The sequence below is a fragment of the Paraburkholderia sp. GAS334 genome (assembly GCF_050436625.1).
Taxonomy (GTDB): domain Bacteria; phylum Pseudomonadota; class Gammaproteobacteria; order Burkholderiales; family Burkholderiaceae; genus Paraburkholderia.
In genome coordinates this window covers 24,416-43,856 of the sequence record NZ_JBNDMO010000036.1, presented here as the reverse complement: position 1 = coordinate 43,856, position 19,441 = coordinate 24,416, and the positions used below count along the sequence as shown (strand labels likewise).

General features: G+C 58.6%; 20 protein-coding genes and 3 pseudogenes. 6 read left to right on the top strand and 17 right to left on the bottom strand.

Annotation, left to right across the window (positions count from 1 at the left end; all coding sequences use genetic code 11):
* The coding region (locus P3T21_RS33830) for a tyrosine-type recombinase/integrase (protein WP_429260279.1) at positions 1-681 on the top strand (681 nt) is incomplete at its 5' end.
* Between the two features lie 73 nt (positions 682-754).
* The gene (locus tag P3T21_RS33825) at positions 755-1,222 is read left to right on the top strand and encodes a hypothetical protein (RefSeq protein WP_429260278.1); all 468 of its coding nucleotides are present in this window, start codon (positions 755-757) and stop codon (positions 1,220-1,222) included.
* Positions 1,223-1,294: 72 nt separating this feature from the next.
* Here the strand turns inward: P3T21_RS33825 and P3T21_RS33820 are convergent, their stop codons facing one another.
* From P3T21_RS33820 to P3T21_RS33785, 8 genes and pseudogenes are all read right to left on the bottom strand, one after another.
* Positions 1,295-1,549, bottom strand: a complete 255-nt coding sequence (locus P3T21_RS33820) for a hypothetical protein (protein WP_429260277.1) — start codon at positions 1,547-1,549, stop codon at positions 1,295-1,297.
* Between the two features lie 106 nt (positions 1,550-1,655).
* Positions 1,656-1,883 (bottom strand): DUF2471 family protein, encoded by a 228-nt coding sequence (locus tag P3T21_RS33815; RefSeq protein WP_429260276.1) that lies wholly within the window; start codon positions 1,881-1,883, stop codon positions 1,656-1,658.
* Between the two features lie 21 nt (positions 1,884-1,904).
* Positions 1,905-2,303: pseudogene (locus tag P3T21_RS33810) on the bottom strand (HEPN domain-containing protein); the annotation flags it as partial.
* Positions 2,304-2,403: 100 nt separating this feature from the next.
* The gene (locus P3T21_RS33805) at positions 2,404-2,574 is read right to left on the bottom strand and encodes a hypothetical protein (protein WP_429260275.1); all 171 of its coding nucleotides are present in this window, start codon (positions 2,572-2,574) and stop codon (positions 2,404-2,406) included.
* 97 nt (positions 2,575-2,671) lie between these two features.
* Positions 2,672-2,950 carry a transcriptional regulator gene (locus tag P3T21_RS33800; RefSeq protein ID WP_233468980.1) on the bottom strand — a complete coding sequence of 93 codons (279 nt, stop codon included), beginning with the start codon at positions 2,948-2,950 and terminating at the stop codon, positions 2,672-2,674.
* A 59-nt stretch (positions 2,951-3,009) separates the two neighbouring features.
* Complete coding sequence (locus tag P3T21_RS33795) at positions 3,010-3,294, bottom strand: toxin-antitoxin system TumE family protein (RefSeq protein ID WP_429260274.1); 285 nt, start codon at positions 3,292-3,294, stop codon at positions 3,010-3,012.
* A 323-nt stretch (positions 3,295-3,617) separates the two neighbouring features.
* Positions 3,618-3,827: a hypothetical protein gene (locus P3T21_RS33790; RefSeq protein ID WP_429260273.1), complete on the bottom strand. Its 210-nt coding sequence runs from the start codon at positions 3,825-3,827 to the stop codon at positions 3,618-3,620.
* Positions 3,828-4,052: 225 nt separating this feature from the next.
* Positions 4,053-4,610 (bottom strand): annotated as a pseudogene (locus tag P3T21_RS33785) (IS110 family transposase); the annotation flags it as partial.
* An 825-nt stretch (positions 4,611-5,435) separates the two neighbouring features.
* On the opposite strand from P3T21_RS33785, the gene P3T21_RS33780 reads away from it, so the two are divergent.
* A complete protein-coding gene (locus P3T21_RS33780; protein WP_429260272.1) occupies positions 5,436-6,479 on the top strand; it encodes an acyltransferase family protein in 1,044 nt (347 codons plus the stop codon).
* Positions 6,480-7,344: 865 nt separating this feature from the next.
* Here P3T21_RS33780 and P3T21_RS33775 read toward each other — a convergent pair.
* The 8 genes from P3T21_RS33775 to P3T21_RS33740 all read right to left on the bottom strand — a co-directional run bounded on the left by P3T21_RS33775 (position 7,345) and on the right by P3T21_RS33740 (position 16,131).
* Positions 7,345-7,968, bottom strand: coding sequence for an MlaC/ttg2D family ABC transporter substrate-binding protein (locus P3T21_RS33775; RefSeq protein WP_429260271.1), 624 nt, complete (start codon positions 7,966-7,968; stop codon positions 7,345-7,347).
* Between the two features lie 595 nt (positions 7,969-8,563).
* Positions 8,564-9,628 (bottom strand): mandelate racemase/muconate lactonizing enzyme family protein, encoded by a 1,065-nt coding sequence (locus P3T21_RS33770; protein ID WP_429260270.1) that lies wholly within the window; start codon positions 9,626-9,628, stop codon positions 8,564-8,566.
* Between the two features lie 112 nt (positions 9,629-9,740).
* A complete protein-coding gene (locus P3T21_RS33765; protein WP_429260269.1) occupies positions 9,741-11,099 on the bottom strand; it encodes an MFS transporter in 1,359 nt (452 codons plus the stop codon).
* 271 nt (positions 11,100-11,370) lie between these two features.
* The gene (gene leuD, locus P3T21_RS33760; protein WP_429260268.1) at positions 11,371-12,009 is read right to left on the bottom strand and encodes a 3-isopropylmalate dehydratase small subunit; all 639 of its coding nucleotides are present in this window, start codon (positions 12,007-12,009) and stop codon (positions 11,371-11,373) included.
* Positions 12,009-13,442, bottom strand: a complete 1,434-nt coding sequence (gene leuC, locus P3T21_RS33755; RefSeq protein WP_429260267.1) for a 3-isopropylmalate dehydratase large subunit — start codon at positions 13,440-13,442, stop codon at positions 12,009-12,011. Before leuC ends, leuD begins: the two co-directional genes overlap by 1 nt.
* Positions 13,443-13,645: 203 nt before the next feature.
* Complete coding sequence (locus P3T21_RS33750) at positions 13,646-14,569, bottom strand: LysR substrate-binding domain-containing protein (protein ID WP_429260266.1); 924 nt, start codon at positions 14,567-14,569, stop codon at positions 13,646-13,648.
* Between the two features lie 416 nt (positions 14,570-14,985).
* Entirely contained in the window at positions 14,986-15,450 is a 465-nt protein-coding gene (locus P3T21_RS33745) for a nuclear transport factor 2 family protein (protein ID WP_429260265.1), read from the bottom strand.
* A gap of 30 nt (positions 15,451-15,480) precedes the next feature.
* Positions 15,481-16,131 (bottom strand): TetR/AcrR family transcriptional regulator, encoded by a 651-nt coding sequence (locus P3T21_RS33740; protein WP_429260264.1) that lies wholly within the window; start codon positions 16,129-16,131, stop codon positions 15,481-15,483.
* 346 nt (positions 16,132-16,477) lie between these two features.
* Between P3T21_RS33740 and P3T21_RS33735 the strand changes: the two genes are divergently transcribed.
* Positions 16,478-17,365 carry an alpha/beta hydrolase gene (locus tag P3T21_RS33735; RefSeq protein WP_429260263.1) on the top strand — a complete coding sequence of 296 codons (888 nt, stop codon included), beginning with the start codon at positions 16,478-16,480 and terminating at the stop codon, positions 17,363-17,365.
* 268 nt (positions 17,366-17,633) lie between these two features.
* Here P3T21_RS33735 and P3T21_RS33730 read toward each other — a convergent pair whose 3' ends face one another.
* Positions 17,634-17,966 (bottom strand): DUF1330 domain-containing protein, encoded by a 333-nt coding sequence (locus P3T21_RS33730; protein ID WP_429260262.1) that lies wholly within the window; start codon positions 17,964-17,966, stop codon positions 17,634-17,636.
* A 530-nt stretch (positions 17,967-18,496) separates the two neighbouring features.
* Between P3T21_RS33730 and P3T21_RS33725 the strand changes: the two genes are divergently transcribed.
* Entirely contained in the window at positions 18,497-18,949 is a 453-nt protein-coding gene (locus P3T21_RS33725; protein WP_429260261.1) for a nuclear transport factor 2 family protein, read from the top strand.
* A gap of 187 nt (positions 18,950-19,136) precedes the next feature.
* Positions 19,137-19,307, top strand: a pseudogene (locus tag P3T21_RS33720) (alpha/beta hydrolase); the annotation flags it as partial.
* Positions 19,308-19,441: the final 134 nt, after the last annotated feature.

Genomic DNA, 19,441 nt, shown 5'->3' with positions numbered 1-19,441 from the left:
CTCGTCGATCGCCTGTGCCGATACCTCGTGGAGTCAGGCGTGCGTAGAAGCAATCCTGCCGCCGACTTTGTTCGCAAGGAACAGTGGCCCGAGGACGAGCCGCAGCCCCTCTTTCTCGACCCGGCGGCCGACGAGAGGCTCCAATCTCACATCCAGCCGCAGGCCGCCGACAACGATCGCGAAATACGGAATCGGGCGGTCGTCGCGCTTCTGTTGGGCAGTGGCATCACTGCGGGCGAGATTCGTGTAGCGCGTATTGGCCACCTCGTCATTGACGCGGTGCGGCCGCACATTCATGTTCCCAAACGCGGGGCGCGAGCGGAGCGCAAGGTGACGCTGCAGGGATTCGCAATCGCAGCTCTGGAGCGCTGGTTGCGCCGGTCTGAATGCGACGAAGCAGAACGGTTGTTGTTCCCAGCTCCGAAAGGCGGAAAGTCCATGAATGACATGCTCCTCGGGATCATCGTTCGCGATGCACTGGAAGCAGTCGAGTTCCGTGCGCCGGACATGAGCCCTCGCGTCTTGCGCAACACGTACGCGCGTCGGCAGTTACTCAGCGGCCGCAGCAATGAAGATGTGAGCCGGTTGCTCGGACTCGTCAGCCAGCGCACGGTGGTTCGCCTGCGAGCGACCATCGAGCCCGTCTCCATCGACAACTCGGATACCTCTCCATCGACTTGACTTCCCGCCCCGCTCCGTAGGCTGGTTTTGCCGGTTCGTCCGAATCGGCATCATCACGCCACTAGGAGCGTTTATGCCGTTTCGAAGCTCGTTTGCCGACATCGTCTACCCGGACGAATCGGGCGCGCCCTGCGCACTGCGGTACCGGATCGCGTTCACCGATACGACTGACCGGCTGGTCGTGATTCATCTGCTCCACGCCGACCCGGCGCTCGCCAGTCCCGCCGACTCGGCAATAGCGCGGGATCACATTCTCAATCGCATTGTCGAGAGCACGCTGCCGGGCATCCATGTGAAGAGCATCCGTCTTGTCGTCGAGGACGCGCGCGGTGCTGCGGAGTACGCTATCGAGGCGGACACCGACGATTACATTCGTCGCGGAAACCCGTACAAGTCGAGCCAAGTGAAGGCCGCAGGCTCGCGCGTCCGCGAGAGCATCTCGATTCGATCCGAAAGTATAGTTGCGGGGCGAACTCGAGTGCAGACGGTGCATGCCGTCCCCGAACCGATGTCAGCCGAAGCAACTCGCGCACTGACATGATCGTCGTCCCGTCGCAATTGTGGAAACGTTGCGACGGTCAAAGAGCTTTTCCGTTAAATACCGGCCGTTACGTTACGGCTGTTCTCGAACCGTGCGCGGCGGCTTATGCGCGCCAAGTCGGTAGTTTGTGTCGATCCAGCGTTTCGCCCATTCGATGCCACGCTCGTCGGCTTGCCGTCGATAGACCCGGTTGCCGAGGTCAGAGAACACGAAGCGCTTGCCCTCATCGTGCTCGATTACCACGGCCGCCTGAAAGAGCCGCTGCTTCGCCAGGATGATCGGCAATGCCTCGATCTTCCAGCCCTCATATTCCGCGAACCTTTTCATGGCAACCTCCACACTTGGGGCGAAGCGCAATTTCTTCCGTTGTCAGTTGACGCGTCGCCACGCATCATCAATTGCACCGAACACCAGCGGCACAAAGTCGTGCCCTTCAAAGGACACCGGCCGATCGTCCTTCGGGGTAGCCCAACACCGCTGGCGCACGTAGCATGTTGAGCATCCGTGCGCTATGTTTCCCGGTCGCGGCAACCTCCGCGAGGACTTCAGACTCGATCAGATGGAGCAGCGCCCAGGTCAATACGCCAGCCGCTCGGTGACGCAGCACGACGGTGGGTATCGCTTCCTTTACAGCCGCATCGACGGCAAATAACACGTCCATTCGCTCTCCGCTTTTCCGTCCTCAACCTTGATCGTCGATCTTGCGTTTCATCAGTACCCTTCCGGCCTTCCTAGTAGGGTCTATTTTGCCCAACCCCTCGGCTATTTCTTGCGGCATTGAATTGCATAGATCGGACACCAGAAGCGCGATCGCATGCCAATGGTCCTGGCCAATTTCGACCGGCTTGTTTCGGTTCGGGTAACGAAGCTCACCAAACTGATTCAAAAGGTCAAGCGTCTCAGCGGACTGTTCCGGAAGCTCACCAAGATGCGTTCCCTCCTGCAGGGCTATCGCAAGCTCGCGAAGGTCATGCGTCCCGTCAAAACCGCCTGCAACTTCGAGCAGCCAGGCTTTTAGCAACAGTTCCACGCCCATATGCGATAGATACCCCGCCGCGTCAAAGTGTGCGCGTCGGACGCGAACAGGAGCTGCGCAGCGGTAAGATGATCAAGCCCACAGTGGACCATATCCGCCGTTGTCACGCCGTCATCTGCGGTGAATTTCTTGCGCATTGTTTTTCCTATACGGGATCGTTGGGAAGCCACATCAGCGCGCCATCGCCCTGATTGCCTGCAATAGCGGTCCACGTCCGACCTTGTTCATCAATCGCAATGCAGCCCGGTTGCCAGTGGTTCGGGTTGCGCAGTGTATTGACCCAGCTTTGCACCGCGCCATCAAACAGCACGATCACGCCACCCGCCCGACGTACCCGTTGTCTTCTCGCCAGCGGCGCGCTACTTCGATGGGCGTCATAAAGCTTTTCCGTTGTCTGACCAACTGTTAGACCTTCATGCTGCCTTGAGCATGAAATCGACGTGCACGGCGTCATATGGAAACTCAATCGCGCCGTCCGCGTTGCGCTCCAGAACTCCAACGCTCAGCAGCGCATGCACGTCCCGGTGTACGGCTTTGACATCCCGATCAACGCGTCGCGAGATTTCCCTGATGGAAAGCGGACCTGCTCCGGTAATCGCCTGAATGATGTTCCAGCGCAATTGCGTGAGTGTTTGAAACAGCAGTTCCGGTGAATCGAAGGTTATGAACGCTCCTTGTGCCTTGCCATTCATTGCGGCAAGGAAACGCTTCGTGACAGCATCGCGAGAAGCAACGCCAAGAGTGACTGTTTTCATTGCGACCTCCAGCTATCTATGTCTGCCCAAAAATCAACGATTAACTGCTCGGGCGATGAAAACTCATAGGGCGTTTCAGACTTTCCGACGTGCCGGTGATCACCCTTGCCTTGCTCGTTGTCGTATCGCAAGACACACAGTCCGCTCACGACAAACGCGAGGCTGTACTTGAAAGAATGCGTGCTTCCTCGTACCGGTGCAGGCACCTTCCATACAAGCAATTCAGCAAACGCTTCCCGGTCTACGGCGTGACGCTCTTTGAGCAAAAGAGTTGCTTTCATGTTGGACAGTATGACAACACTTCTTTGTGTTGTCAATCGGTCCAACACAGAGGTGCTCAACCCTCGCAACGCGCGCCGTCAGGCGGTACGTTACGAGGAAGTTTGTACGGGAGGAGCCGAAATCCTGCCCGTGCGCCGCACGCGGATTGATTTCGTCGGGAAAACGACGCCTTGCACCCACCCACGCGAGGTCGCATCCACCCGCAGGCGACATGACACCAGGATCGCCAGCCGCCGGTTTTTCTGGCACGCATCGACGGCAGTCCAGTTGCGCCGCCGGCACGCCTCGCGTCACTCCAGCAATGGCCCGCTCGCGGCTTCCTTTACCGGTTTGCGTGGCGGCAACGGATACGGCCCGGCCGCCATTTCTTCCGCGGGTACAGGTTCAGGAACGAACGCGCCTCGTCGGTGCTGCGACAACCCAGCCAGTCGTCGTATGCGGACGGCGACACGATGACGACCGAGCGCTTCTCATCGCCTGGCTTGTGGAAGCGCTGCATGAGCGGATAGTTCTGCGCATTGACCGTCAGCATCGTTTCTCAATAGCGGTAACTGTTACCAAGAGCCGCCCAACCGAAGCACAATAGCGCGGTCGGCCCGCGCACCGGCATACGAACCGTCGGTCTATCTGGTCCGCTGCACCCTTCGTGAACGGCCGTTGTCGCGCAGTCCTGCTCGGCTTGGTGGTGACCGACAGGCCGTTGATGCGCGTCAGGTCCACCCCCGCCCAGCGCGCCAGCGCCGCGCGCGCATCAAACTGCGGCGATGGCGCGGATAATCGCCTGGCCCGTCAGGCCCATCACGTCGGTGGGCACTTCGCTGAGTTGCAGGTTCATCTGCACCAGTGCCTTGTGCATGCGCAGCACCCAGCTGGCCTGCTCGGTGAGCAGCACCTCGCGCTGGCGCACCACCGCACACACCACGCAGACCTCATCGCCGGGACGCCAGGCCGCCCGCAGCAGCCCCAGACTCATCAGCTTCTGCAGCCACTGGCAGTCGAGCACGTCGCTCTTGCGACCCGGCACGTACTTCATCTGCCGCGCGTCAACCAGCCACACGCTCAGCCCGCGCTGCTCAAGCACCTCGTACACCGGTATTCAGTACACACCGGTCGATTCGAGCGCCACAGTGTCAACCCCGCACGCGAGCAGCCAGTCGGCCAGCGCGTGCAGGTCATCGGTCATCGCGCCGAACTCGCGCACCGGCTCATCAGCCGCCGCTGCAGGCACCGCCACCCAGTGGCTCGAGGCACCCACATCAATGCCGGCGGCATTCGGAAACACTTCGGGACTGTCTTCGCGCTTGCGCATCGCCATCGCCTGCTCCACACTGGTTAGTGAACGGCAGCGCCATGGGATGCGTCGATATTGACTCGATCTCGTGAACGGGATGCAGCTTGCGCTGCTCACCATTGTCGCCGACGAATCCCGGACCATGCTTCCAGGCGGGCTCACTTCACGGCGTGCAGGCCGCGAGCGCGCACCATTGGTCTGTCGGTCATTGCGGCGCCGCCGTTCACCTGTATACCTCATCCTTGCTTCTCCGCGCACGCCGGCCCCGGCACGGGGTTGAACTGCTTCCAGGGTACAGCGGTCATTGCTACCACCGTTGCCCGGATTAGCCCCCCGGGCAGTGGCGATCATGAGTCTGATCCGCTCGGCCCAGCTTCAGTAGCCCGATGGGTTGGCCGACGCTGCTGCCCCATCGCTGGACGCCTGCTGCAGCTTGATCGCGGCATCGACCGCTTCCGCCAAGGTTCCTTCGTCTGGCGTCTGGCGCTTGTCAAGTCTATGGCGCGTGTCGCACTTGCATGTGCATCATCTGCGGGGGCCTTACGCCACATCATCGAACCGCCGGGATTCATCTGCCGGGAAAAGGTGGGAGCACTACATCCTGCCGTGAGGCGCCGCCCTGAAGACAGATTCGTGATCGACGTGTCGGATACCCTCGACAGGCGATGCATCCAAGCTACAGCGCGCCGTCAAGGCAATCCCGCACAGCCGTTCGCTCCGATCTGTGGCTTGGTGCACGGAACGAGACCACCTTCCCGCTATGATTGCTACGTTTGCCTGTCGCCCGACCGCCGCCGTTGCGGCCCTCGCGCGCAATCGCACTGCCGGGAATTCGAAAAGGACAGCCATGTGAAATACGAACCGTCCCTCGACGGCCTGCGTGCCGTCGCAATCGCTGCGGTATTCGTTTACCATTTTTCATTTTCCGCACTGCCGGGAGGCTGGGCGGGCGTCGACATATTCTTTGTGCTGAGCGGTTACCTGATCACAACCATCCTCGCCAACGAAATCGACTCTACGGGCAGGGTTGATCTTAAGCAATTCTATTTCAACCGCTTTCTCCGGCTCGCTCCAGCGTTCGCCTGCCTGCTCGCGTTCATGGCGCTGCGCGCGGTCACCACGGCCGACGGCGCGCATCGACAGTCGATCCTCGAATCGATCGGCATCACGGCGGTGTACATGATGAACTGGAATCGTGCGTTCAGCTGGTTCGGCCAGGACATACTCGGGCATACGTGGTCGCTGTCGATGGAAGAGCAGTTTTATATTGTGTGGCCGCTCTTGCTGCTCTTGATCCACCGGAAGCACGCAATCCGCTGGACGATGTCGCTGATTGTCGTTATCACCGTGTGGCGAGTGCACCTGGCCTTATCGGGCGCTGATCCCGAACGAACCTACAACGGCTTCGACACGCACGCCGACCCACTGTTTATCGGCTGTACGCTCGCGCTCTTCAAGCCGGGCAAGCGGCTTGCCCGGCTCGCACAAAGGACGGCTGTGCTGCCGGTGCTCGGCATCGCCGCGATACTCGCGACCGTCGGGCTTCGCACGCTCGCGGCGCAAACCATCGGACTGACGCTCGCTGCACTGTGCACCGCATGGATCATCACCGCGGCGCTCGAAGACGGCTGGTTGAAGAGAACGCTGTCGCTTCGGCCCCTGGTTTACACGGGCAAGATTTCGTACGGCCTTTACTTGTGGCACTACCCGATCATTCGGATGATACACGCGCATGTCCATCTGCCGAGCATGCTTACGCTGCCGCTCGCGCTGCTGTCGTACCCGGTTGCGGCCATCTCGTTCTGGTACGTCGAAAAGCGGTTCCTCAAATTGAAGGCGCGCTACCGGGTGCCGGTCGTGACGGTTCCGTCGGTGGCAGGCGTACAGCCCTGATCGTGCGGTGCGCGCTTGCCCATTGTGGGTTGCCGTTCGATCCTTCGACTTCCTTTGCAGCCGGGATCGCTTCGATGTTTTATGCGTCGTCACTCGGCAACGCTCTGATCTTCCTGTCGAGCTCGCGCATGAAACAGCATGTAAAAGCATTTTCGGGAAGAATGGCAGCGCAAGAGGTAGGCGCGAAGGGCAGTTGCTGCCCTGTCTCGCTAATGCGGGTTGTTCTGCAGGCATGGCAGTGATCGTCCCCGTTCCAGGTTGAAGGATTCGTACATCGGCCCAGATCTCAGAACACGCCCCGACCTTGGAAAGCCCATCGCAAACTGCCCGAGGTGCCCGCCGTTGAGAAACCCCCTGGTTGCCTGGGCGCAATAGAAAAGGCTGGTGACAGTCGCGCCTTCGGAGTTGAGCAATTCGATCCGTGCGCAGACGGAGCCGGCCCGAGTCATCACCCGGTCCGGGCTGGAACTGTGGCCTCATCCCACATGCGCATAGTTTCGACCTGCGCATGTGGGTCGATCCAGACCGTTTGATCTTCTCGAAAATTACTACTCGCAAAAGGCCATTTCGATGACAATCCGAACGACGGCTATATAGGCCAACCACGCGACGAAACTGGTTTGCGCCCGAATTGCGCTCGAACGTCTGTTGTCGGAGCCGAGCCGACCTTCGAACGTCCGTCCAGGCGTGCGGTCGAACGGCCGGAAATGGCCGGGTCCAGACCTTTCACAGCCCGCGGGAATTTCCGCCGGCCCCATACTCTCGCGGGAGCCGCTCAAGCCACTTTCGGGCACGTCCGCGAAACGTCCATTGCACGACCGACATTCTGCTGTAAGCGTCCGCCGCCATCATACCCAGCGGTCACTTATTGCTTGCCCGAAGCGAGCTGCTGGTTGCGCTCAGCGAGAAACTTGATCAAACCATCAACGTCGCTTTCCTGGATCTTGTCACTAAACTGCTGCCGATATGTCTGGATTAGCCAGACGCCGAGTACATTCAGGTCATACAGCCGCCAGCCCTGCGGCGTGCGGTACAGCCGGTAATCGATCTCTGCTGGTTCACCGTTCCTGGTTGCAATCGTGCGCACCACCACGTCCGTATCGGTTGGAGCGATGTGTATCGGCGGGTAGTCGATCCGCTGGTCTGGACGGAGCTGACCGATAGCACCCGAATATGTGTGAATCAGGAGCATCTTGAACTGTTCGACGAGTTGCTGCTGCTGCGCGGGCGTAGTCGTCCGCCAGTAACGGCCCATCGCCAGTGACGTGGTGCGGCGAAAATCGGTGTAGGGAAGAATGTCCCGGTTTACGATATCCATGATGCGGGGAATATCGTCTGGCGCGATCGCTCGGGCGCGCACCTCGTCGAGTATCTGTTGCGTCGCGGTCTTGATCAGAAGCTGAGGCTCCGATTGGTCGACTTGCGCGTACGCCGCGCCGCCGAACGAGAACAACGCAGCGCAAAGAGTCAGTAGAGAAAGTGTCTTCATGTGCAGAATCCTGGCTGGATGCGTTGGCTTGCTGCTACGCAAGTATCCTCCATCTACGCCCGAACGCGTCGCGGCAGCACTCGTCGCTGTTTCAAGTCCGAAACTGGCCGAGCAAGGACCGATGTTCGATCGGCGAGGCCGTCCGAAGGTCGCTGGTCCGAGTGCGGCACAAGTCAACCCGGTCGGGCCCTGCAGTTGGTTTCTGGAACGTCACCACCACGTTCGCGAGACGAACCAACACGCGCCAACAAAGACGCGGCCAACGGATGATCGTCGCCGGCAGAGGTCACCTGCCGACCCTTTGCAGTCGGTGGATACACTCGCAATGGCTGGTGATGGTCGGACTCCGGCCGTTAGAATCAAGGCGTCTATCCACTCGACCAGAGCCTCGCCCACAGGCATTTGTAACGTAGCGCGACTGCCCTTGTGGGGCGGTTGCCGCCATAAATTCCCGCGTTCCAACTACACTCAGCCGTGGGTCGATACGAAGAAGGAAAACCATGGCTGACCTTAACGTCGCGCTGATCGCGTTTGCCGGTGTGCTTGTCGGCCGGTACTTCAACAACTTCCCGGCCGACCCTCTATCTTTTGAAGTTTATGCTTTAAAGCGCTCAAGGACGCCCTCGGCGAGCGTCAGCCCGTGTCCGGCCGCATTGCGCGCGGTCAGGTTTCCGTCTACAGTCTCCGGCCATCCGGTAAACAAAGGTTCAAGCAGCGGGAAGTCTTCGAGCCACGTCATATTTGGACAAGCGTAGCCTAAATGAACAAACAAACCTGGCAAAAAATGAGGGGAGACTTCAACGCCGAACGCGTGAGCAACTCGGGAGACCTCCAATGCGGGGGTAAGTCCGCCGATCATCGCAAGGTCAGGTTGGATTACGCTGCACAAACCCTCCGCCAGAAACGGCAGTGCGCCCTTCACACCTTGCAGGTGTTCGCCGAGTGCGGTCAGGCGTGGAAAAGCGCGAGCTATCGCGCGGTAACCCGCCACGTCATCAGATGGTAACGGTTCTTCTACGAACAGATAGCCGCACTCTCGCGCAGAGCTCATTAGTCGTTGAGCTTGGGACGCAGTGCATTTCTCGTTGACGTCGCACATCAGCTCCAGTCCCGATGGCGCCGCGTCGCGAACGGCCTCCAGCACGTCCATAGCGGACCTACCACCATTGATGCGCGGCTTGACGGCTTTGAATCCCGCCTCGGCGTGCATTTTGGTAACCTCCGCTGCCTCACTCGGACTTTGCCTCGCGTTGTATTCACCACTGCCATATACCGGAATTTCTCGCGCCATACCGCCTAAGCTGACACCGAGAACTTCCCCGCGCTCCCTGGAATAAGCATCCCAGCATGCGACATCGATGGCAGCCATCGCGATATTGTTGGGCCCCTGGCCGCTTCGGTTTAACGTCGCATGCATTCTTCGCCAGGTAGCCGCAGGATGGTCAAGCTTTGTATTGACGATGTTTTTCGCCAACAGCTCGGCTGAGGCGTAGGCGACCTTGCCGCTGCCGCCCAGGACGTACGAAAACCCCAAGCCTCTTGCTCCGGAGGTCAGCGAGAGCTCCGATATCAATACGTCCACGCTGGAAACACCCGAACCGCCCACAGGCGAGCGAAGTGGGAAATGCAGGAGATGATTCTTTATCTGCACGATTGTCATGTTTGGCCTCCCTCGACTCCGCTGCTTCAGTAAAGAAAAGGCTCTCGACACAGCCACGTCGACCAGCTTCCACATGGCCAATCCAGAGTATCGACAGCGCACTGCCAGATCGCTATTCCGGCATTCCTTTGCCAGTCGTCTCAGGCAGAAACCACGGGATAATCACCCCAAGTACATAGCATGCGCTCATCGTAATTGCGGCGTACGACACTCCACCGAACGTCTTGATCATCGAACCGGAGATGATCGGAAACACCCACGCAATCAGACGTGCGGCGTTGAATACAAAGCTAATTGCAGTCGATCGCACGGTCGACGTGAACAGCTCGCAGGGGTAGATCGCCATCCAGACGTATGCACATCCGAGCGTGAAAAAGCCATTTATCGGAGCAATTATTTCCATGGATACAAGTGAGCTTGTGTACCGGTACGTAATAATTGTTGTGACGAGCGCACCGACGAAGGTCAGGCACAGAAATGCGCGCCGTCCGATGGAATCGACGATGAATCCGGCTAACAGGTAGGCCACAATCGCGCCCGACGTATAGAAGATGGAAATCCTGGTGCCCCACGACGCTGCCTCCGATATCCCTTGCGCTGTTGCCAGACTCACTGTGAACGTTGGCAGCCAGGTTGAAATCGCCCACCAGCCTACCGTAGAGATGATGGAGAGCACGAGTGTGAGCAGGGTTCGACGCAGCGCTTCCCGTTCGGTGAAAAGTTGCTTGAGTGTGAAAGGGCGCTTGCCTTCCTGTCTGGAGCTTTCCGGATGCCGGGGCTCGGTATTCGTCGTCGCGTTCCAGCGTCTTTCACGGACGGCTTGCTGCCACTTTTCCGATTCGTTCAATCCGCGACGCAGATACAGCACAAACACTGCGGGAAGGGCGCCGACGATAAACATGAGTCGCCATGTCTCGGCTCCGAGCGGATGCGTCGACGCGAGAAAGGACCAGACGACCGCGGCCAGCAAGGTTCCCCACCCAAAGCCGGACTGCAGAAATGCCGCGCCTTTTGCGCGGGCCTGTTCCGGCCATGTTTCCGCGATGAGTGCTACCCCCGTGCTCCACTCGCTGCCCATCGCAAGTCCCGTGAGAAAGCGCAATGCGCAAAGGACAGCGAACGTCGAGGAGAACGCAGTCAACCCGGAAAACAACGCATACAGAAGTACCGACCATAGCATCATTGTCTTTCGACCGACGTAGTCAGCCATGATGCCGCCTACAAGACCTCCGACGCCCCAGCCGAGCAAGGTTATGCCAATCACAGTTCCGGCGTAGACCGGCGTTGAGATCGCCTGCTCTGGTGTCAAAAGCGATTTCAGCATCGGAACCAGGACGACAACGAGGGCGAGAGCCTCAAAGCCATCAAAAATCCACCCCAAAAAACCGCCCCGAAGGACACGCCAGTGGTCGGCTGTCAGGCCGTCGTACCAGCGCGTCTTGGTCGGCATCGCAAGCTGTGTCTTTTCCAAAGTGTCGCCTCCTGGAGGAAAGTTTCGTTGTTTTCCGTATCGCAGTCCGTACCCCGGCCGCGTCAAGCCTGTCTTCGTTCCAGCTTTTTACGAGCGCCCCCTGTTCGCATCGATACTCATTCCAGGCGGTTGACCGCCATCGAATCTCTGGACGATGAGCTGAAGGGTGGTAATGCGCGGCGGAATCAGCGAGCAACCACCAAAGAACCGAAAGCGACGAGCCCGAAGCTCCTTCGAGTTTTCGGTCTTTAGGCATAGGCGCGCCGACCCATTAGCTAAAAAGCCATGGCTCGTCGATTCGACGAAGCCGCTCGTATGCAAGTATCTGGTCTACCCGCTCAAGTGTCAGTGCTACGTCGTCCATCCCGCCTAGAAGCCGGCGTTTGCGTTCCGCATCTATTTCGAACGGGATTGGATCACGCCCAGCAGCGACGACTGTTTGGGCTTCCAGGTCGATCGCCAGGCAGAATCCTGGCGTACAGGAAACCTGGTCAAATAGCGACTGAACCAGGTCTGTGCCCAGAACGATCGGCAACATTCCGTTTTTGAAACAATTGCCATAGAAGATATCTGCGAAGCTCGAGGCAATTAGCGCTCTGATCCCGTAGTCCGACAATGCCCAGACCGCGTGTTCGCGACTCGAGCTGCAGCCGAAGTTATCTCGCGTCAGAAGAATTTGCGCGCCCGCGAAGCGGGGCTGATTCATTGTGAACTCAGGATTCACTTGACGGCAGGCCACATCCTGCCCCGGCTTCCCGTGGTCAAGATATCGCCATTCATCAAACAGGTTCACTCCGAATCCGGTGCGTAGCACCGATTTCATGAACTGCTTGGGCAAGATCGCATCAGTGTCGACGTTAGCGCGATCAAGCGGAACGACCAACGCGTCGAACTCGGCAAATGGTTGCATCAGTAAGCTCCCGCAGATACATCAACGAAATGCCCTGCGATTGCAGCAGCAGCGGCCATTGCAGGGCTAACAAGATGACTGCGTCCGCCAGCCCCCTGACGACCTTCGAAGTTACGGTTTGACGTCGAGGCACAACGCTCACCTGGTCCAAGCCGATCTTCGTTCATACCAAGGCACATGGAACATCCGGGCTCGCGCCATTGGAATCCTGCGTTCCGGAAGATGGTGTCGAGACCTTCGGCTTCGGCCGCAGCCTTTACCAAACCGGATCCCGGGACTACCAGCGCGAGCTGAATGCCCGGGGCGACACGCTTTCCTTTCACGACTTCCGCTGCCGCACGCAGGTCTTCAATGCGACCGTTTGTGCACGAACCGATAAACACCTTGTCCAGGGTGATGTCCCGAATCGGCGTACCCGGCTTAAGCCCCATATATGTGAGCGCCCGAACCATATCGGTACGACGTACCAGATCCGCTTCCCGAGAGGGATCCGGGACCAATCCATCAACTGAGGTGACCATTTCAGGAGATGTCCCCCACGTCACCATGGGACGCAGCCCACTGACGTCAACTGTCACGACCTCGTCAAAAAGTGCGCCCTCGTCACTGACTAGTGTCTGCCAGTAAGCGACCGCCTCTGCCCATTTGTCCCCCACGGGGCTATACGGACGATTTTTCAGATACTCGATGGTGACATTGTCGACGGCGACAAGGCCCACGCGCGCACCGGCTTCAATGGCCATATTGCAAAGGGTCATTCGCCCTTCCATCGACAGATTCCGGACGGCTTCGCCTGCGAATTCGATGGCATAGCCCGTGCCTCCCGCAGTGCCGATCTGACCAATCAAGGCTAATACCAGGTCCTTGGCAGTAGCTCCGAAGGGCATGTCTCCGTCGACGCGGACGAGCATCGACTTCATCCTCTTGACGGACAGACATTGGGTCGCCAGCACGTGTTCAACTTCTGAAGTACCGACGCCAAAAGCAAGAGCGGCGAATGCGCCGTGAGTGCTCGTGTGAGAATCTCCAGCCACGACAGTCATACCGGGAAGCGTAGCCCCTTGCTCGGGACCGATGACATGAATGATTCCCTGATTCCGGTTGGTCAGACCATACGAGGTAATGCCAAACTCGTTGCAGTTGCTGAACAACTGCTCGACCTGGATGCGCGACAATGGATCTGTTATAGACGCAGTGCTCGTCCGCTGCGACGAGATTGTCGGGACGTTGTGGTCCGCTGTCGCCAGGACAGTTTCCGCGCGCCACGGCTTTCGCCCAGCAATCCGCAAACCCTCGAATGCCTGTGGACTGGTCACTTCGTAGACCAGTTGACGGTCGACATAGAGAAGGACGTATCCGTCGGCACTCTCTGTGACTACGTGGCGCTGCCACAACTTTTCAAAAAGGGTACGTGGTGAATTCACGCGTTCCATTACTGGTCTCCGGACGGTTTGATTCAATTGCCTGGTTGCTTCCCGCCCGCCTTGTGTTTTGGTCCAAGACAGAGCCTGACTATTGTCAGTAGCAGCTGATGAGCGATCCCGGCTTATTGTCCCTGGGCCCAGCTAACAACGGAATGTCTGAATTCACAAATGAGCCTTCTCAAAACGCGAAAGCCCCTTTCCGGACCGCCAAGTTACTCGGCAGAAGTCCTTGATGGCATCGACGCCTTGCCGCAGAGGTGCTCGGCGAGCAGCCGGGCTGGCTTGGGGAGGGCGCTAAGGTCGCGCGCCCCTATGAGTAGTTCGCGATCGGCCCAGGGCTCTGCGAGGCTGATCCTGTTGAGCCCCATGGAACGAATATGAGGGCGCACCGCAGCTTCGGGAAGCACAGCAACGCCCAGCCCGGCTGCGACCATGAGACACATCGCGTCGAAACTTCGGGCCTGAATCTGAAGCTTTAGACGCTTCCCCGTGGCAACTGTAGCCTGATCGAGTCGATCGGCCAGTGAACTTTTCCGTGACAGGCCAACGAAGTCAAAATCCAAAGCATCACTAAAGGAAACGTTCTTCCGCCTAGTCAACGGATGGCCCGCCGGAACGACAAGTACCAGTCTGTCCCTTCGATAATGCGTAGTTTGCAAACCTAGCGTCGGTATTCCGTCGACAAATATGCCAAAATCAGCACGTCCATCGACCACTGCCATGATTACCTGATCACTGGTTTCCTCCTCAAGCTCGATTCGGATCTCCGGACTGGTAGCGGTAAAGGCAGCAATTTCTGCCGGAAGAAACTGGGTTATGGCAGACGTGCTCGCCCACAGCCGGACAACACCGATCACGCCGTTCGCATAGTCGGAGAGATCGGCGGCCAGCTGGTCAATGTCGTTAAGGATGCGTTGCGCATGCCTCTCCATGGCGTGACCTGCCGGGGTTAAAGTAATTCCCCTCGAATGGCGCTCGAACAAATCCGCGCCGACGGCAGTTTCCAAATCTGCAATACGCCTGCTCGCAGCGCCTACCGCGAGACGGGCAAGCTCGGCCCCCTTGCTGATACTTCCGCTTCTTACGATGAGCGTGAAGAGCGAGAGCGAGACGAGATCAATGCGATACAGATTCATATTCCCGACGTTCCGATATGGCTGGTCAGTGGTCTGACCGCCTGCCTTGAGCCGCTGGCGCTCACTATGCATCGGCAAGTGTTGGCGTCAAACTGACGAGAAGGCCAAGGTTTGGGTGATCCCGGCCAACCGCATGCGGCCGCGAGCATAAGGTGCCACTGACCGACGACGCCCTAGCCATCCTGACCGCCATGAAGCCGCTGAAGACTGAATGCTCTGACTTGGTGTTTCCCGGCCCCACCGGCGCATTGATGTCCGACGTGGCCATCAACAAGACCCTTCACGCCATCCTGCCCGACGTGACCGTTCACGGCTTCCGCAGCTCATTCCGCCAGCGGGGCGCTGTTGTCGGCCATGGCCGTCCTTCCTCGACAAGCTTGATGATTGACGATGCTGGAAGAAAACTCTCGACGGCCTCAGCTCCGGTAATCTGGGGGGACCGAGAAGATCACTTTCTCCGGATCGGGCAGGTCCTTGACGCCGCCGGGCAGGAGGGCCTGGGCCACGGCGACCGGGTTCAGAGACTCCCGCAGCAGCTTGATCTGACCGTTCTCGGCCACGAGACGGCCAGTAAACAGGTGATGGACGGTGCGCCCGGTCGCCCTCGCCGTCGGGTGGGCCATGTATTCGGCGAACACCTGCTCTGGGGTGTCGATCAGGACGTGGGTGTCCTCGGGCTCGAAGGCGAAGTCGAGATAAAGCCCCGCGAGAGAGTCTTGGAGCTCGCTGATCGCCTGGCGACCCCGGTGGCGCCAGGCGATGCCCAGCGAATGCAGGAACGGCAGTTCGACCGCCCCGTCCTCGGCGAACAGGGCGGCGGCGTTTTGGCCGTCCGTGACAGCGGCGAGGAATTCGAGCAGCAGGGTCTTGGCGTCTTTCATTGTGATGGCCTTTCGGAACCGGAGGTTTCCCTAGTGCTTCTTTCGTGGTTTGGCGGCCTGGCTCGAACGCTCATCGAGAGACGCGGTGATGTCTCGTTGAGCGTTCGCCAAAATCTCGTTTGAAAACTCTGGAGCGGTCTGCGCGACCGATCGTGCCAGGACCAGCGCACCCACCATTTCGCAATGCAAGCTCATTGCCCGTTCACGTAATGTTCTATGTTCCCCCGCCGTAGCAATCGACCCGTGCTCCGCGATTAGCCCTGCCAATATCGTTATCTGGTCATCGAGGCCGGCGGCGAAGTGCGACTGGGCCTCGGCGCCAACGCGAGGCGCGTCGCCAGCGAAACCTGCTACTGGACAGCCACGATCGATGTTGTCGCGATGAGCCGGCGAAAGGTAATAGGCTACATAGCGTCGAAGCGCAGTAGTCGAATCATCAACCGGTTCCCTGGCGGCCTGTGCAAATTCCGTCGCACCTTCGGCCATTGCTGATGCGACTACTTCAGCGACCAGCGCGGACTTTGACTTGAAGTGATTGTAAAAGCCTCCCACCGTAAAGCCAGCGTGCTTCATCAATTCGCTCAATCCAACGGCGTCCACTCCGCGTTCCCTGAAGAGCTGCGTCGCCGCAGCAATGATTGCGAGGCGATTTTCGGCAGCCTCTTCTCTCGATACTCCCAAGACACGCCTCCATTGAATTCATTCCGGTTCCAGTGTAGATCATGACAATGTCATTCGCAATTGTTAATTGATAGTGTCCAAAAAACTGCCATCCTGTAAAAAATCGGGGTGCTATCCAGTAAACCTGAAAAAACGGCTGAGGGCTGACGCCTGTCTTGACGATGGTCTCATGGCGGCGTAAAAAGACAATGTTGATCGAAATTATGATTTCGTGAGTCGGACAGTGTTTTGGCACTGGTCGCCGGGCGGGATTACTGATCACAAGTGGCTCGAGTCAACGCAAGGTTCGAGGGAAAAACGAGGTCAACCGAGGGCGAGTCGCCCCTGAATCAATAGGAGAACGAACATGTCAACTCAACAGCTGTCCAAAATTCTTGAGGCTAGTGCGAAGAACCCCCCTCCCGAAAACGCGACACCTGACATGATGCGCGCATGGATCGAGGAGGCTACAAGCCAGCTGCCTGTGGCCGAGAACATCAAGATCAAGCGCGTGAAGTGCGGACCTTGTGAGGGTGACTTGATCCTGCCGGAAGGTGGGGATGATTCGCGTCTTGTTATTTTCTATCACGGCGGTGGTTTCTTTTTTGGTTCGAGCCGGACACACCGCGTCGTCGCTTCCAACCTCGCGCGGGCAGCGGGCTGCGCTGTACTGGTACCTGACTACCGTCTCGCCCCCGAAAATCCAGCGCCTGCTGCCCATGATGACTCATTCGGCGTGTATCAATGGGCGCTGAGCCAGGGTTACACCCCTGGCAGTTTGGCCTTAAGCGGGGACTCGGCAGGCGGCAATCTGGCGCTTGCTACAGCGGTGCGCGCCAAGGAGGCTGGCCTTCCGCTGCCGGGGGCGGTGACGTTGGCGTCGCCCTGGTTAGATTACACATTGGAAGGGGCCTCCCACCAGGCAGTGACCGATGATCCAGTCATTACTACAGAATTGCTTGACATGTTGATCTCTTGCTATCTGGGGGATGGCGACCGTAAGTCACCCGCTGTAACGCCGTTCTATTCGGACTTTACAGGCCTGCCACCGACGATGGTGCATGTGGGTACCTGGGAGCGATTGCGTGATGATTCGATCACCGTCGTTGAGCGGATGAGGGCAGCGGGTGTTGCTGCCGAGCTGAAGATTTTCGATGGCATGTGCCACACCTGGCAGCTCTACGCTCCGATGCTTGATGAGGGCATGGCTTCAATTGAAGAGAGTGCGGCGTTTATCAAGGCGCACCTGGCGTAGTGACGAAATCGATGCTCCGGCTGGGTTGAGTGGTACGGCAACCTGGATGATCACCCTCTCTGGGGCAATCATCTGCGCGCCAGAACCGAGTCGGGGCACGAGACGCGTCTTTGCTGATTTCCGAATCTCTCATGGGGTGTGGGGCGTGGGCTCGAAACCGCTGGACAGGGGGGGCAGCGAGACGTGCCCCGTCGACACCCGCACGTCGATGCCGCGCGCCCGCTGGCGACATCTTGCAGTTGTCTGTTGCCGCGACTAGCTCCGCTAGCTAGCCGCCAGATTTGTGAGTGTCGGCTGCAGTCCCGCCGACAGGTGATGGCTTTTGGCCGACAAGTCGGATGCGGCAGTCGAGCGCAATGTCGCGAATGTCCAGAAGGGACTGGTAGGCCGGCGATTCGTACCAGGCTTTGGCAGTCTCCTCGCTCGCAAATCGAATAATCATCCCGTTGATGAATGCTGGCTCGCCGAACAGCATTTGCCACGGTCCGAAGGCGATGATTTCACCGCCGAATTCTGCTATTACCGGTCCAACCTGGGAGCCGTAACGGCGTAGGGCCTCTTCGTCTCGCACGGCCGCTTCGACAATCACATAAGCACTCATATCACTATCCTTTCTGGTGAGACGCGCAGCCGGTGTCTCGGGCATGACAAATCAACGGGGTTTAGGCTGACATCAAGCAGGCGAAGGTGAAAGTTCGGTAGGGTCTTGTGACGTCTATTTTTGCGGGCGGTATGTCAACGCTTCGAAACATCGACTCTCTCCATCTTTGCGTATATGAAAGCCGGATAGCGGGTTGTTCAACCTGCTTGGGATCCAACGTTCCGTGTTGAGCCGCCAGCCGGCCCCAAGCTCCTCGCAAAATCAGCGCGTCGAGCAACCTGCTCGTCTTCCTGCTTGCCGACGTCGCCGGTGTCGAGACGTGCAGCGCCAGCCTCGTTCGAGCATATCACGAGTTCGATCAACATCAAGATACTGATTCGCAACGTTGCTGCGATGCCGTGAATTCCCGCGCGCGGTGCTACCAATATCGAGGATTACCAAGGGTTTCTGCGGACAAAGATGGGTTGACACTTTCTTGGGAAGGGCATAATTTACGATTGTGATCGAAATTGTGTTTAGGTGCCTATCTCGTGGCTCTTGCTGCGAATTGGCGTTTTGGGGTTTATCGCAAGGAGCTGAAATTGACGCAGACGACTGGGGAACGAAACAAGGCAATCGTGCTGGAGGCATTCGAGACGCTTTTCAACAAGCGGGACTACGCTGCGGCCGAGCGTTTCTGGTCTTCGAATTACATCCAGCATGGTGCGCACATTCCGCCAGGGCGGGAGGGTCTCTTCTCGCTGGTGAAAGGAGTGCCGGCCGACTTCCATTACGAGAATGGACTCACTGTAGCCGACGGTGACTATGTGTTCCTGCATGGTCGCTTCACCGGGATCGGCATGCCGGCGAACTGGATCGTGGTGGACATCGTGCGCATGGAGAACGGGGTGTTGGCTGAGCACTGGGACGTCATTCAGGACGAGGCGACGAGGGAAGCGTCTTTGAGTGGACTTCCGATGTTCGGTGACGCGTTTCCGGCGTGACGACTTATCGTTGGCAAAGGAATCTGCTACCCCTTTCACAGGATCAGGACGAGAGAAATGAGTGACCTCCTGGCCTTGACTCTCGGGGGAAGTCCTGGCAATCAGAATCGGTCGATCAGCGCCATTCGAACAGCGCAGTTCGTGAACGCTAGCAAATTCCGAATCTTGAGACGCCCCCTTTTATGCGGACTTCAGTGGCCTGCCGCCTTCTCTTGTGCATGTGGGGACTTGGGAAAGGCTGCGCGACGATTCGGTCACGGTCGTTGAACGCATGAAGGCAGCGAGCGTAGCCGCCGACCAAAAAAATCTTCGACGGCATGTGCCACAACTGGCAGCTCTATGCCCCGATGCTCGATGAGGGCATGGCGTCCATCGAGAAATGCGCGGCGTTTATCAAGGCGTATCAGGCCTGACGTCCGCGGCTGTGTTTTCGTATCAGCAATAGCCGGCAGACCAACGGCCTGATGATCGACGTGGTCATCGACGTGCCAT